Genomic DNA, 14,358 nt, shown 5'->3' on the forward strand with positions numbered 1-14,358 from the left:
TGGGTCCGGGGGGAAGGGTGTGTGGCGGTGCTGACGGTGTGTCCCAGGTGGCGGTGGTCCGCCACTGTCCAGAGTTCGCCACCGATTTTTTCCGACCGGGATCGGACAGTTCCGACCGGGTCTGGTCAGCGAAAAGGGGCGGACATGGCCCGATTTCTGCCGTGAATTTTACTTTCTGATGGTCTTTTTTACTTTCTAATGGGGATTTCCCCCCTTGTCGTGGTCGTGTCGGATGCGCTGGAATGCGACCGCTGTCGGGACGCGCGGTCCGGAGCAACCACGCGTCCGACCTGGATCCGCGTACGCTGGGCCGCGCAACCTGACGTCTCATCAGACGAAAGGATGTCCATTGATCGGCTGGCGGAAATCCCAGCTAGCAGCTGCCGTCACGGTCACCGCCGCGTCCATGGTCCTGACCTTCGGGTCCAGCGCCAACGCAGCTCCGCTCCCGGACCCGCAGAACGCCCCCGTGGCGTCCGCGGACGGGACCCCGGTGCCGGTGATCGTGATTCTCAAGGACCAGATAGCGGACGCCCCGGCCGACAACGGCCACCTCGGCGCCCGTAAGCAGAAGGCCGCGAACGCCCAGGCGCCGCTGCTGGACAAGGTCAAGGCCAACGGCGGCACCAACATCAAGAGCTTCGTGGTCGGGAACGCGTTCTCGGCCACGGTGAGCCCCGCGCTGCGTGCCGCGCTGCTGGCCGACCCGGCCGTCGCCTCGGTCGTCGCGGACGAGCAGGTCACCGTCACGCCGCCGGCCGCCGGCAAGGCCGCGGCCGCGAAGGACGCCGCGGACACCAAGTCCGGTGCCAAGTCGGCCAAGGCCGCCGCCCCGCAGGCCGTTTCGGGCAGCAACGGCCAGGGCGCCGAGCAGAACGCGACCAACACGATCTGCCCGTCCGACCCGTCCCAGCCGCTGCTGGAGCCGGAGGGCCTCTACTCGACGCACGCCGTCGGCGCCGACGGCAAGCCCGGCGCGGCCGACCTGGCCACCGGCAAGGGCGTCAAGGTCGCCTACATCGCGGACGGCCTCGACCCGAACAACCCGGACTTCATCCGGGCCGACGGCTCGCACGCGGTCGTCGACTACCAGGACTTCGCGGGCGACGGCGTGGACGCGCCGACCGGTGGCGCGGAGGCCTTCGGCGACGCCTCGGCGGTCATCGCCCAGGGCCGCCAGGTCTACGACGTCTCGAAGTTCGTGAACGCCTCCCGCGGTCTGCCGGCCGGCTGCAACATCCGCATCCGCGGCCTCGCCCCGGACGCCTCGCTGGTCGCCCTGCGGGCCGGCGGCGAGATCATGTCGAACTCGTCGATCCTGCAGTCCATCGACTACGCGGTCTCGGTCGCCAAGGTCGACGTGCTGAACGAGTCCTTCGGCGGCAACGTCACCCCGGACAGCGGCGCGCACGACACCATCTCGCTCTTCAACGACCAGGCCGTCAAGGCCGGTGTCACCGTCTCCGTCTCCACCGGCGACGCGGGCATCAGCGGCACCATCGGCACCCCGGCCACCGACCCGAACGTGATCGCGGTCGGCGCCTCGACGGACAACCAGAACTACCAGCAGACCGGCTACGCGGCCGCCCAGTTCTCCAACAAGACCTGGAGCAACAACCGCATCTCCGCGCTCTCCTCGGGCGGCTTCACCCAGGCCGGCCGCACGGTCGACCTGGTCGCGCCGGGCGAGTCGGACTGGGCGCTCTGCTCGCCCGACACCAGCAAGTACACCGACTGCACCGGCTACAGCGGCCAGGGTTCGCCGATCCAGTCGTTCGGCGGCACCAGCCAGGCCGCGCCGTTCGTCACCGGCGCCGCGGCCCTGGTCATCCAGGCCTACCGCGACACCCACAACGGCCAGTCGCCCGCCCCGGCGCTGGTGAAGAAGTTCATCACCGGCACCGCCCAGGACCTCGGCGTCCCGGCCGAGGAGCAGGGCGCCGGCCTGCTGAACGTCCGCGCCGCCGTCGAGGCCGCCCGCGGCTACCACGCCGGCTCCGGCGCGTCGGACAGCAAGACCGTCGTCGTCACCACCGGTCAGGTCGACATCGCCGGCAACCCCGGCTCGACCCACACCGCCGACGTGACCGTCACCAACACCAGCTCCGCCCCGCAGACGGTCAGCGGCGCGACCCGCACCTTCGTGCCGCAGTCGAGCAACCAGCAGACCGTCCAGCTGGACACGGCCTCCACCGACACCTTCAAGTACGCCACCAACGGCGCCACCTGGGTGCAGAAGCAGGTCAAGTTCACCGTCCCGGCCGGCGCCGACCGCCTCGCGGCGTCGATCGCCTGGCAGGGTGCGGCCAGCCCGGTCACCAACGGCTCCGTGGTCCGCATGACGCTGCTCGACCCGTCGGGCCGCTTCGAGACCAACACCCGTCCGCAGGGCGGCGCCACCCCGGCCGACTTCGGCCTGGTGGACGTCCCGCACCCGGTGGCCGGCGAGTGGACCGCCGTCCTGTACACCCCGGCGGGCAAGGCCGGCTACAACGGCCCGGTCCAGCTGGGCACCGCCACCCAGCGCGCGGTGCCGGCCGGCGCCGTCAGCCCGAGCGTCGCGGACCTGAAGCCGGGTGAGACCAAGACCCTCAAGGTTCAGCTCACCACCCCGGGCACCAGCGGCGACTCCAGCCAGGCGATCACCGTCGCCAGCTCCAACGGCACCGCCACCAGCGTTCCGGTCGTGCTGCGCAGCCTCGTCCCGGTCAACCAGGGCAAGGGCACCTTCACCGGCACCATCACCGGTGGCAACGGCCGCAACGCCTCGCCGACGCAGAGCTTCGCGTACGCCTTCGACGTCCCGAAGGGCCAGAAGGACCTGCGGGTCGGCGTCACCGTCGCCAAGGATCCGAAGCTGCTCATGCAGGGCGCGCTGATCAGCCCGAACGGCACCCCGATCGACATCGAGGGCAACGGCCTGCTCGACGCGCAGGGCAACCTGACCGGCACCACCGCCGGCGTCTCGGCCACCACCGTCAACCCGGCCGCCGGCCGCTGGCGGTTCGTCCTGAACGTGCTCGGCCCGGTCAGCGGCCAGGAGCTCGCCCAGGACTTCGCCGGCACCGTCGCGTTCAACCAGAACGTCGCCACCGCCGGCCTGCCGAACGACCCGCACGCCAAGCTGGCGGCCGGCAAGCCGGTCACCGTCCAGGTGAACTACACCAACAACACCGTCGCCACCCAGAAGATCTCGGCCGACGGCCGCCTGGACCGCCGCACCGACATCCCGCTGGTGCCGCAGGGCGCCTCCGCGACGGTCACCCTGCCGCTGAGCCTCACCTCCGCGGTGCCGTCCTTCCTCGTCCCGCCGGGCACCGACCAGCTGAAGGCGGTGGCGGCCTCCTCGACGCCGGCCCACCTGGAGCTGTCCGGCACCACCGGCTCGCCGGACCTCTTCGGCGACCTGAAGAAGGCCCAGGACGGTTCGACCATCTCGGTCGTGACCGACAACGGCAGCGCGTCGCAGCCGGTCCTCCCCGGCGTGTGGGGCACCTTCCTGCAGCAGGTCGGCCCGTTCGGCACCGCCGGTGCCCCGGCCGGCACCGCCACCATCACCGCGACCGCGCACACCCAGGCGTTCGACCCGGCGCTGACCTCCAGCACCGGTGACCCGTACGCCCTGGCGGTCAACGCCTCGGCCCCGGCCGCCAACCCGGTGACCGTCCAGCCGGGCGCCAGCGGCTCGCTCCAGGTCACCGTGACCCCGACCGGTGCGAAGGGCAGCACCGTCCACGGTGTGCTGTACCTGGTGTCCGCCCCCAGCTCGGTGGCGACCGCCAACAACACCCTGGGCACCACCGGTTCGGTGCTCGCGGCGATCCCCTACAGCTACACGGTGAACTGACCTTCCATCACCACACCGAGGCCGTCCCGGAGTTCCGGGGCGGCCTCGGCCGTTTTCCCCGGGGGGCGGCGGGAATGCCCCGCGCCCCGGCGGTGTTGCGCCGGGAAGGACCGGGGCGAAACGGATGCCCCGGCCCTTCCACCGGACCGGGAGCGGGACTTGAACGACGCGATCAAGCACAGCCACGTCGAGGTGAACGGTGTCCGTCTGCACGTCGCGGAACAGGGCGAGGGCCCGCTGGTCCTGCTGCTGCACGGCTTCCCGGAGAGCTGGTACTCCTGGCGCCACCAGTTCGCCCCGCTCGCCGCGGCCGGCTACCGGGTCGTCGCCCCCGACCAGCGCGGCTACGCCCGCAGCGAGCAGCCCGAGCGGGTGGACGCGTACTCCCTGCTGCACCTGGTCGGCGACGTCACGGCGCTGATCCGCGCGCTCGGCGAGGAGCGGGCCGTCGTGGTCGGGCACGACTGGGGCGCGCCGGTCGCCTGGGCCACCGCCGCGCTTCGGCCGGACCTGGTGCGCGGGGTCGCCGGGCTGAGCGTGCCGCCGCTGCCCAGCGGGCCGCGGCCGCTGCGGGAGTCCCGGGAGAACTTCGGCGAGGGCTTCTACCAGAACTACTTCCAGGAGCCGGGCCGCGCCGACGCCGAACTGGCGGCCGACGTGAAGTCCAGCTTCCGCCGCATCCTGGGCGGTGGCCCGCGCGGTGGGGGGAAGCCGCAGCCATGGGTCGTCCCCGAGGGCAAGGTCCTGCTGGACACCATCCCGGAGCCGGCGCAGCTGCCGGCCTGGCTCACCGAGGCGGACATCGACGCCCTCGCGGCCGACTACGCCCTGCACGGCGAGCACGCCTTCACGGGCGGGCTCAACTGGTACCGGAACATCGACCGCAACGCCGAACTGATGGCCGCCTTCGACGGCGTGACGATCGACGTGCCGGCGCTGTACGTGGCCGGCGAACAGGACATGGTGAACGCGCTCGTCCCACCGGAGGTGCTGGCCCACCTGCTGAGCCGGGTGCCCAAGCTGCACCGCCACGTCCGGCTGCCGGACACCGGGCACTGGACGCAGCAGGAGCGCCCGGCGGAGGTCAACGAGGCGCTGCTCGACTTCCTCAAGCACCTGGACGCCTGACGCCCGCCCGGCTCCGGCCCGGATGCCGGGTCGGAGCCGGGTTGCGGAGGTCCGGCGGCGCGATCAGTGGTGGTGGTGGCTGCCCATGGGGTGGTCGCAGGCGCGGCACCTCCGGATGAAGAGGAGGCTCAGGCCGACGGTGACCACCGCGCCGAGCGCCACCCCGGTGCCCCGCACCGTCTTGCGGGCCGCGTTGCCGCCGATCGAGCCGGTGCACCGCGAGCAGTTCTGGCATCCGGTCCGCACCGGGATCTTCTTCCCCACGACGCTTCCTCCCAGGCGAGGTCCCGGCCAGCGGCCGGGCTCGTGAACGTCCCGCAGAAGCTTATAACTTGAGCTGCCCGTCGATAACGTGAGCTGCCCGTCCTCGCCCGGTGAACGATCATCCGCCCGAAGGACCGGCCCCGTACGGGTCGAGGAGTTCGGCCACGAGCCGGCGCGCGTACGCGGGGTCGAGGCCGGCCGGGCGGAAGAGGATGCGGTACATCAGGGGGGCGACGACGCCGTCCATGACCGCCTCGACGCCGGGCGTGTCCTCCCCGCGGCCGCCCGCCCGGCTCAGCACGGCGCCGACCTGTTCGGCCGCGTAGTCCGAGCACTGGCCGGCGTTGCCGCCGTCCGGGTCGCCGAGCAGGGCGTCGCGGATGTAGGCGCGGCCCGAGGGGGAGGCCATCTCGTCGAGGAACTGTTCGGCCCAGGCCGTCAGGTCGGACCGCAGGTCGCCCAGGTCCTCCGGCGCCGTGTCGGGCCGCAGGCGCTCCACGGCGACGTCGGACAGCAGCTCCTGGAGGTCACCCCAGCGGCGGTAGACCGTCGACGGGGTGACGCCCGCGCGCTGCGCGACCAGCGGCACCGTCAGCGCGTCGCGGCCCACCTCGGCGAGGAGTTCACGCACAGCGGTGTGCACCGATGCCTGGACCCGGGCGCTGCGCCCGCCGGGGCGCACCATCTGTTTGCGACTCATGATAAACACCTTAAAGCACAATCCTTGCGTTTACGGGGTGCCGGGGTGCCGGGGTGCCGGGGGGCCCGCCTCGGAGCCGGACGGCGGGCCGGCGCCGTCCGGCCCGGCCCGCCTGCTGTTCTCAGACCGCCGGCGCGAGCGCCCGGGCGGGCTGCGTCCGCTCGAAGGCGTGGCCGACCCGCAGCAGCGTGCGCTCTCCGAGCGGCCGGCCGAGCAGCTGCATGCCGATCGGCAGGCCCGCCGCGTCCCGGCCGACCGGGACGGACAGGGCGGGCACCCCGGTGATGTTGGCGGGGGCGGACAGGCGCACATAGGCGTCGGGGACGCTCTCGACCGTGCCGTCGGGCCAGGTGACGGCCTCCTGGTCGGTCCGTACCGCGGTGACCGGGACGGTCGGGGCGGCGATCACGTCGACCTCCTCCAGCATCCGGGCCCACTCCTGCCGCATGAGCGTCCGGGAGCGCTGGGCGCGCAGGTAGTCCCCGGCGGTCATCAGCTCGCCGGCCTCCAGGAGGGCGCGGACGTCCGCCTGGTACAGCTCGGGCACCGCCCGCAGGGAGTGCTCGTGGTAGGCGGTGGCCTCCGGTGCCACCAGCCCCCACAGAGTCGCCTGGAGGTAGCGGGTCATCGGGATGTCGACGTCGACGAGCCGTGCGCCGAGTGCCTCCAGGTGTTCGATGGCGCGCCGGACGGCGGCCTCCACCTCCACGTCGACGCGGTCGAAGTAGTAGCTGCGCGGCACGCCGACGCGCAGCCCCGTCAGGTCCGTGTCCGCGCCCGGCTGATGGCCGACGGCGGGGGTGGCCAGCGAGGCGGGGTCGCGCGGGTCGTGCCCGGCGAGGGCGTCCAGGACGAGGGCCGTGTCCTCGACGGTCCGGGCGATCGGGCCGACGTGGTCCAGCGACCAGGACAGGGACGCGACGCCGTGGCGGGGGACGAGGCCGTAGGTCGGCTTGAGGCCGACGACCCCGTTGAGCGCGGCGGGCACCCGGATCGAGCCGCCGGTGTCGGTGCCCAGCGCGAAGGTCGCGGCGCCCGCGGCGACGGCGACGGCGGATCCGCCGCTGGAGCCGCCGGCGACCCGGCCGCGGTCCCAGGCGTTGCCGGTCTGCGGGGTGGTCAGGCCGTAGGCGAACTCGTGGGTGTGCGTCTTGCCGACCAGGATCGCGCCGGCCGCGGCCAGGCGGGCGGCGACCGTGCTGTCGGCCTGCGCGCGGTGGTCGGCGCGGACCCGGGAACTGGCCGTGGTGGCCAGCCCGGCGACGTCGATCAGGTCCTTGAGCCCCATCGGGACGCCGTGCAGCGGCCCCCGGTGCAGGCCGCGCGCCGCTTCCTGCTCGGCCTCGCGGGCCGCCCGGCGCGCCCGCTCCGCGGTGACCGCGACGTAGGCGCCGAGGTGCGGTTCGACCAGCTCGATGCGGTCGAGGACCGAGTCCACCAGTTCGACGGGGGACAGTCGCCGGGCCCGGATCTCCTCCGCGGCGGCGGCGAGGGAGAGCTCATACGGCTGCATCGTGCGTCTCCTCGTCCGTGTAGTGGGCGCTTTCCGCGCAGTAGGCGCTCGCGGGCGGGGTGTCCCCGAAGTCCAGCTCCCGCAGGACCGCGACGACGGAGAGCAGCTGGTTGGCGGTGGCCGCGACCGGGTCGTGGCGGTCGGCGGGCAGGGGGAGCCCGGCCCGGGCGGCCCAGCGGGCGGCCTCGGGCGGCGTGAGGTCGGTGGCGGGCCGTTCGGCGGCGGACGGACCGGTGGGCGGTTCGGCGGGAGGTTCGGCGGAGGGGTGTTCGGTGGTGGGCGGTTCGGCGGAGGACATGGGCGTTCTCTCCTGATCGGGGCTGGAGCGAGATGGCACCCGCACCAAAAGCTAACTGTTTGCGTTAGTCGGACTGTAGGTCCTACGATGGCTTAACGCAAACCGATTGCGTTTACGGGAGGAGCCCCATGTCCGGCGCCACGTCCGAAGCCCCCGCCCCCATCCCCGCCTGGACGGTGGGAGGCGTCACCGTCCATCGCATCGACGAGACCCTCCTGCCGCCCGCGACCGGGCCGTGGCTGCTGCCCGAGGCCACCCCCGAGGTGGTGACCGGCCACGACTGGCTGCACCCCCACTTCGCCGACCACGAGGGTGTCCTGCACCTGGACAGCCACAGCTTCGCGTTCGCCGTGGGCGGGCTGCGCGTCCTCGTCGACACCGGCATAGGCAACGGCAAGGAGCGGGCCAACCCGGCCTGGCACCACCTGCGGACCGACTACCTGGAGCGCCTCACCGCCGCCGGCTTCCCCCCGGACTCCGTCGACCTGGTGATCCTCACCCACCTGCACGCCGACCACGTCGGCTGGAACACCCGGGAGGTGAACGACGAGTGGGTCCCCACCTTCCCCCACGCCCGCTACCTCACCTCCCGCGCCGAGCGGGAGTTCTGGGCCGGGTACGACCTGGAGGAGGCGCGGAGGCAGATGTTCCTCGACTCCGTGATCCCGGTCGAGCGGGCCGGGATGCTGGACCTCGTCGACGTCCCGGCCGAGGGCGTCGAGGTCGCCCCGGGCCTGCGCCTGATCCCCACCCCCGGTCACACCCCCGGCCACGTCGCCGTCGAACTGACCAGCCGGGGCGAGGCGGCGCTGATCACCGGTGACTGCGTCCACCACCCGGTCCAGCTCGCCCACCCCGCCATCGGCGCCTGCGTCGACATCGACCCGCGGCAGTCCGAGGCCTCGCGCCGCAAGCTCCTCGGCTCCCTCGCCGACACGGACACCCTCCTGCTCGGCACCCACTTCGCGCCGCCCACCGCCGGTCGCGTGCTCACGCACGGGGACGCCTACCGGCTGCTGCCCGTACCCTCGGCCTGACGCCGCGTTCGACCTCCCCGGGACGCTCGCACCCCTTCACCAGTCCTGCGCCCGAGGTCCGTCGACCGCACACCCGGATCGAGCGGGACGGGCGCGCGGGGTAGGGGTGGTGAGTCGGAGTCGGCTCCCCGGGGTTCGATTCCCGCGTGATCTGTCGTTTATCTGGCGATACCGCCGCTGAGCTGCGAAATCTCGCTGGCAGCGGACGTCGGTGATCCCCTAGAGTCGGCGCGCCCGCCCCGGTCGGGGCGTTGGCGGCACCGGCGTGCGAGTCCGAGCACGCGGCGATTCCAGGAGTTGACGATCTGATGGTGTGTGTGGCGTGTGGGGCGCGTCCCGCGGGGACCGAGAGCCGACGCTGCTTCGGCTGCGCGGAGGCGGCGCCGGGTTGGGCGGCGGCGCTCCGACCGGCGAACAGCCTTGCCATCGCGGTCTACGTCCTGCTGGGGGTGAACGCGATGCTGGCGGCGGGGGCGGTCGTGGCCGGCCTCTGGTCCGATGTCCTGCTGGGCCAGTTGGCGGACGGGTCGGCTGACCTCGACGACTTCGATACCGTGGACTCCCTGGTGAAAGGGCTGAACGGGGTCTTCCTTCCGTTGGCGCTGGTCACCGCCGTGGTGTTCATCATCTGGTTCTACCGCATCCGCCAGAACGCCGACCTGCTGCTGCCGCACGGGCACCGGCGCGGACGCGGCTGGACCATCGGGGCCTGGGTCACCCCGTTCGTCCTGCTCTGGTTCCCCTGGCAGCTGATGGTGGACTGCTGGCGGGCGAGCGCTCCGCTGGACGCGGAGGGACGGCGCCGCACGGTGTCGGAGAAGGTCCTGGTCCTGTGGTGGTCCACCTGGATCGGCGCGCTGGTCGTCAACCGGATCGCCAGCTCGATGATGAAGTACGTGGACGTGACGGTGATCGACGGCATGGAGGACCTGCGCGAGACCATCCGGGTGGAGACCGCCGGCTCGGCGCTGCGCCTGGTCGCGGCCGTCGCCGCGATCGTGGTGGTCCAGCGGCTGACGGCCATGCAGTGGGCGCGCCGGGCCGACATCAACCCGCTGGCCGCCAGGGCCGCCCAGGTGGCGGCCGAGGAAGCTCGGGCGCAGGCCCAGGCCCAGGCGCAGGCCCAGGCTTAGGCCGCCACGGCGGCGGACTCGGAAGCTCCCTACACCGGCAGCAGGCGGGCGATCAGTTCGCCGAGGCGGCGGGCGTTGCGGCAGGAGTGCATCTCCACGACGCCCGCGTAGGCGGCTGCGGCGGAGTCGCCGGTCCGCCAGAGGGCGGGCTGCTCGGGGTTGAGCCAGTGGACCCGCCGGGCCCGGCCGGCGATCCGGTGCAGCGCGTCCAGGTTCGGGTCGCGGTGGTTGTTGCGGGCGTCGCCGAGGATCAGCACGCTGGTGCGCGGGCCGACCGTGTCCAGGTGCCGTTCGGCGAACTCGCCCAGGGCGGAGCCGTAGTCGCTGTTGCCGTGGTGGCCCATCACCTTGGCCTCGGTGAGGATCCGGGCGGCGAGCCGGGCCGGGTCGGCGTCGCCGCGCGCCAGCAGGGCGGTGACCTCGGCGGTGCGGTTCACGAAGGCGAACACCCGCACCTTGCTGAACTGTTCGCTCATCGCCCGCACCAGCAGCATGGTGAAGTCGGCGAATCCGGCCACCGAGCCGGAGACGTCGCACAGCAGCACGAGTTCCGGCCGGGCCGGGCGGCGCAGCCGGTAGGCAGGGCGCAGCGGCACCCCGCCGGTGGACAGCGAGCGGCGCAGGGTGCGGCGCAGGTCGATCCGTCCGCGTGCGGCGCGGCGCCGGGCGGCCAGCCTGGTGGCCAGCTTGCGGGCCAACGGGTGGACGGTGCGGCGCAGTTCGGCGAGCTGGTCCCGGCCGGCGGCGAGGAAGTCGATCCGGTCCGCGGTGGGTGCGACGGCGCGTTCGGCGATCCGCTCGGCGCCGCGCAGTTCGGCGACCCGGCGGCGGGCCTCGGTGGCGACCAGGGCGCGGAAGTCCTGGATGCGGCGGCGGATCTCGTCGGCGAGGACGCGGTCGGACAGGTCCGGGGCGGTGGCCTGCTCGCGCAGGGCGGCGAGGATCCGGGCGAGCAGGGTCTCGGGGGCGAGCCGGCCGAGCGCCTGGTGGGCCGACCAGCCGTCTGAGGCCGGCGTGGCACCGGCGCCGTACCGGCCGAAGGCCTCCACCACCTCGCCGGCCAGCCGGGCCTGGGCGGCCCGGTCGTCGGCGGCCAGGGCGGCGGCGAGGCGCTCGCGCAGGTCGTCGCGCAGCGGGTCGGGGCGGCCGGGGCGCGGTGGCCGGGGGTCGTCCGGGAGTGCGGGCGGGTCGGCGCGGACGGCCTCGGGGGTGCCGACGCCGAGCGGGAAGAACAGGTCGAACGTGGCGTCGAAGAGGGCCCGTTGGGTGTCCGAGCGCAGCAGCGCGGCGGCCAGGCCGGCCCGCATCTGCTCGCGGTCGGCGAATCCGAGGACGTCGAGGACGGCGGCCGCGTCGACCGTCTCGGCGGGGCCGATCCGCAGGCCGTGCCCGCGCAGCGCGCGGACCAGGCCGGTGAGCCGGGCGGCGGTGTCGGCCGGGGGCGGGGCGGTGGTCATGCGGGGGTGAGCTTCTGCGCGGCCTTCCGGATGTCGTCCTGGTGCTTGAGGATCACCCCGAGGGTGTCCTGGACGACCGCCTCGTCGAGGGTGTCCGCGCCGAGGGCCAGCAGGGTGCGGGCCCAGTCGATGGTCTCGGCGACGGACGGCGCCTTGCGCAGGTCCATCGCGCGCAGCGCGCCGACCACCCGGACCAGCGAGGCGGCCAGCGTGTCGTCCAGGCCGGGCACCTTGCGCCGGACGATCTGCCGCTCCAACTCGGCGTCCGGGTAGTCGAGGTGGAGGAAGAGGCAGCGTCGACGCAGTGCCTCGGACAGTTCACGGGTGGCGTTGGAGGTGAGCAGCACGAAGGGGCGGCGGCTCGCGGCGATGGTGCCGAGTTCGGGCACGGTGACCTGGAAGTCGCTGAGCACCTCCAGCAGCAGCGCCTCCACCTCGACGTCGGCCTTGTCCATCTCGTCGATCAGCAGCACGGTGGGCTCGTCGCCGCGGATGGCGGTGAGCAGCGGGCGGGTGAGCAGGAACTCCTCGCCGAAGATGTCGGTGCGGGCCTGGTCCCAGCCCTCGTCGCGGCCGGCGGTGATCCGCAGCAGTTGCTTGGCGTGGTTCCATTCGTAGAGCGCGCGGGCCTCGTCGATGCCCTCGTAGCACTGGAGCCGGACCAGCCGGGCCCGGCCGATCGCGGCCACCGCCTTGGCGAGTTCGGTCTTGCCGACCCCGGCCGGGCCCTCGACCAGCAGCGGCTTGCCGAGCCGGTCGGCGAGGAAGACGGTGGTGGCCACGGCGGTGGAGGCCAGGTAGCCGGTGGCGGCCAGCTGGTCGGCGGTGTCCGCCACCGATGCGAAGAACCCCGTGCCGTCGCCGCTGCCGCTCATCTGCCCGTCCCGTTCCTGTCGGCCGTGTCCGTGCGGCAGCACCCTACCGGCCGGTCACTTCGCCGTCTCGGGGGATTCGGCGGGTGGCGAGGGCTGAGCCGGGCCGGCGGCGGGGCGTGCTTCTGGATCACCTGGCGGGCGTGCGGGCGCGCCGGAGCGGCGTACGGCGACCGCGGTCGCCGTACGCCGCTCGTCTGTTCCCGCCGGTCGGCCGTCAGTTGACGACGTCTGACCGGACGTCAGTCGACGAAGGCCCCTCGGGTCGTCAGTTGACGAAGATGAGCGGGCTGCCCGCCACCGAGGTGTCGGTGACCGGGCCGTAGGTGGCGCTGAAGTAGCCGGTCGAGAAGCACAGGCCCGAGCCGGAGACCAGGTTGAACGGCTGGGAGGTGAAGCCGATGGTGTTGCCGGTGTTCGAGGTGGTGCCGGAGATGCCGGTGGTGGTCTGGTAGACGCAGTTGACGCTGCCGAGGATGGTGCTGAGCACGACCGTGGTCTTCATCGCGCCGGCCGCGCCGGGGGTGAGGGCGACCGGGTTGCCGGGGCCGTCGCCGACGGTGTTGGTGAACGGCAGGTTGTTGACGGTGATGCTCTTGACGCCGGTGACGCCGAGGACGTTGGAGGAGCAGGAGCCGAAGGTCTGGGTGTTGAGCTGCTCGACCGCGCTGCCGGGGGCGGCCGGGTTGGCCGTCACGGTGGCGGAGAAGGCCGAGTTGGCACAGCTGATGCCGCTCGTTCCGCTGGCGCTGCTGTAGAAGGTGGCGGTGGTGCCCGAGACCAGACTGGCGGTGAGGACGTCGCCGACGGCGACGTCCGGGCCGCTGCTGCTGCCGGTGGTCAGCACCGCGGAGCCGTCGGCCTGGGCGGGTGCGACGGCGGCGCAGGTGAAGGCGAGGGCGGCGAGGGCCGCGGTACCGAGCGTGCGGCGAAAGCGCATGAGGGTGACCTCTCTCCGTGCGGAGACGGGTGGGGGTGGCCCGCGGTGCGGGTGTGGTGGCGTGCACGGCGGGGGAGGTGCGTGGGCATGGCGTGCCGGGGGCTTCGCGGGGCCGTGGTGCGGCGGGCCCGGCGCCACGGGCCCGCTCGTACGGCACAGCGGTGTGAAGGTGCGGACGTGCGCTGCGAGTGCAGGAGTGCACGTCGGCGGCTGCCACCGCCGCGGGCCTGCGTCCGCTCGTGGTCCCGTGGCCCGGGCTGCTCGCCCGGGGCCGCCGGAGCCCCTGGAGGTTGTCCGGTGGTGACAGGGTCGCCCACCGGTTGGAAACCTGTCAGTGTTGTAAACCCGATGTTGCGTCAATGTCAATACAGGTAACAGGAGTTGGTGATGGAACGGAAACACCTCCGAAGTGCCGACGTGATCCTGCTGCCGGGCGCGCGGGCCGGTCGTGACCCAGCCCGGTCCATCAAGCGCGGCCCGAGCCGGCTGCCCCCGGGCGTGGTGGCCGCGACCCAGCGCGAGCGGCTGCTCGACGGGCTGGTCCAGACGGTGGCCGCGCGCGGCTACCAGCACGCCACGGTCAGCGACATCTGCCGCGCGGCCGGGGTGACCAGGCCGGTCTTCTACGAGCTGTTCAGCGGCAAGGAGGACGCCTTCCTGGCCGCGCACCGGCACGGCACCGGGGTGGTTCTCCGACGGATGGCGGCGGCCTTCGCGGCGGAGTCCGACTGGTGCGCCGGGATCCGGCAGGCGCTCGGCGCGATGCTCCATCTGTTGGCGGGGACACCGGCCTTCGCGACCATGGCGGTGATCGAGATCGAGGCGGTCGGACCGGCCGGCCGCCGCGAGCGGGACCAACTCCTCACCCGGTTCCGGGCGTTCTTCGCCGAGGTGCCCCAACCGCTGGGCGGTGTGCGGGTTGTGGAGCTGGTGGATGCCGTGGTGGGCGGGGTCTACAGCGCGCTCTACCGGCGGATCGACTCCGGTCGGACGGTTCAACTTCCGGAACTCCTGCCGGTGTTGAGCATGTTCTGTCTCGCGCCCTTCCTCGGCCCGGCGCAGGCGGCCGTCCGGCTCGGGTTGCCGATCGGTGAAGATCCTTCGTGCACCCGTATTGACCCGGCCACTACCGGGCAGTAGCTTCCCAGTTACTCAAAGCGCGGCCTGAC

Annotated in this window: 11 protein-coding genes and 1 pseudogene; 5 read left to right on the forward strand and 7 right to left on the reverse strand. The window is 73.0% G+C overall.

Going from position 1 to position 14,358, the window contains the following annotated elements:
• Positions 1 to 469 precede the first annotated feature (469 nt).
• Complete coding sequence (locus tag ACIP37_RS06495; RefSeq protein ID WP_400843386.1) at positions 470 to 3,847, forward strand: S8 family serine peptidase; 3,378 nt, start codon at positions 470 to 472, stop codon at positions 3,845 to 3,847.
• Between the two features lie 159 nt (positions 3,848 to 4,006).
• On the forward strand, positions 4,007 to 4,975 hold the full coding sequence (locus tag ACIP37_RS06500) for an alpha/beta hydrolase (RefSeq protein WP_363584761.1): 969 nt from the start codon (positions 4,007 to 4,009) through the stop codon (positions 4,973 to 4,975).
• 63 nt (positions 4,976 to 5,038) lie between these two features.
• Here the strand turns inward: ACIP37_RS06500 and ACIP37_RS06505 are convergent, their stop codons facing one another.
• The 4 genes and pseudogenes from ACIP37_RS06505 to ACIP37_RS06520 form a co-directional block, all read right to left on the reverse strand.
• Positions 5,039 to 5,239: a hypothetical protein gene (locus ACIP37_RS06505; RefSeq protein ID WP_063346158.1), complete on the reverse strand. Its 201-nt coding sequence runs from the start codon at positions 5,237 to 5,239 to the stop codon at positions 5,039 to 5,041.
• A 118-nt stretch (positions 5,240 to 5,357) separates the two neighbouring features.
• Complete coding sequence (locus ACIP37_RS06510; protein ID WP_363625455.1) at positions 5,358 to 5,939, reverse strand: TetR/AcrR family transcriptional regulator; 582 nt, start codon at positions 5,937 to 5,939, stop codon at positions 5,358 to 5,360.
• A 121-nt stretch (positions 5,940 to 6,060) separates the two neighbouring features.
• Positions 6,061 to 7,452 carry an amidase gene (locus ACIP37_RS06515; protein ID WP_400843389.1) on the reverse strand — a complete coding sequence of 464 codons (1,392 nt, stop codon included), beginning with the start codon at positions 7,450 to 7,452 and terminating at the stop codon, positions 6,061 to 6,063.
• A pseudogene (locus ACIP37_RS06520) lies at positions 7,439 to 7,660 on the reverse strand (hypothetical protein); the annotation flags it as partial. The gene ACIP37_RS06515 and the pseudogene ACIP37_RS06520, both read right to left, overlap by 14 nt.
• A gap of 218 nt (positions 7,661 to 7,878) precedes the next feature.
• Here ACIP37_RS06520 and ACIP37_RS06525 point away from each other — a divergent pair.
• Both ACIP37_RS06525 and ACIP37_RS06530 read left to right on the forward strand, forming a co-directional pair.
• On the forward strand, positions 7,879 to 8,787 hold the full coding sequence (locus ACIP37_RS06525; RefSeq protein ID WP_400843392.1) for an MBL fold metallo-hydrolase: 909 nt from the start codon (positions 7,879 to 7,881) through the stop codon (positions 8,785 to 8,787).
• Positions 8,788 to 9,245: 458 nt separating this feature from the next.
• Positions 9,246 to 9,920 carry a DUF4328 domain-containing protein gene (locus ACIP37_RS06530; protein ID WP_400843473.1) on the forward strand — a complete coding sequence of 225 codons (675 nt, stop codon included), beginning with the start codon at positions 9,246 to 9,248 and terminating at the stop codon, positions 9,918 to 9,920.
• A gap of 29 nt (positions 9,921 to 9,949) precedes the next feature.
• Here ACIP37_RS06530 and ACIP37_RS06535 read toward each other — a convergent pair whose 3' ends face one another.
• The 3 genes from ACIP37_RS06535 to ACIP37_RS06545 form a co-directional block, all read right to left on the reverse strand.
• On the reverse strand, positions 9,950 to 11,377 hold the full coding sequence (locus ACIP37_RS06535; RefSeq protein ID WP_400843395.1) for a VWA domain-containing protein: 1,428 nt from the start codon (positions 11,375 to 11,377) through the stop codon (positions 9,950 to 9,952).
• Positions 11,374 to 12,252, reverse strand: coding sequence for a MoxR family ATPase (locus ACIP37_RS06540; RefSeq protein ID WP_363584781.1), 879 nt, complete (start codon positions 12,250 to 12,252; stop codon positions 11,374 to 11,376). The genes ACIP37_RS06535 and ACIP37_RS06540 overlap by 4 nt, the downstream gene beginning before the upstream one ends.
• Positions 12,253 to 12,517: 265 nt before the next feature.
• Positions 12,518 to 13,189: a Tat pathway signal sequence domain protein gene (locus ACIP37_RS06545; RefSeq protein WP_363584783.1), complete on the reverse strand. Its 672-nt coding sequence runs from the start codon at positions 13,187 to 13,189 to the stop codon at positions 12,518 to 12,520.
• A gap of 387 nt (positions 13,190 to 13,576) precedes the next feature.
• Between ACIP37_RS06545 and ACIP37_RS06550 the strand changes: the two genes are divergently transcribed.
• Positions 13,577 to 14,329 (forward strand): TetR/AcrR family transcriptional regulator, encoded by a 753-nt coding sequence (locus tag ACIP37_RS06550; RefSeq protein WP_363584785.1) that lies wholly within the window; start codon positions 13,577 to 13,579, stop codon positions 14,327 to 14,329.
• Positions 14,330 to 14,358 lie beyond the last annotated feature (29 nt).

Origin of the sequence: Kitasatospora sp. NPDC088861 (assembly GCF_044750105.1) — a bacterium.
Classification (GTDB): domain Bacteria; phylum Actinomycetota; class Actinomycetes; order Streptomycetales; family Streptomycetaceae; genus Kitasatospora.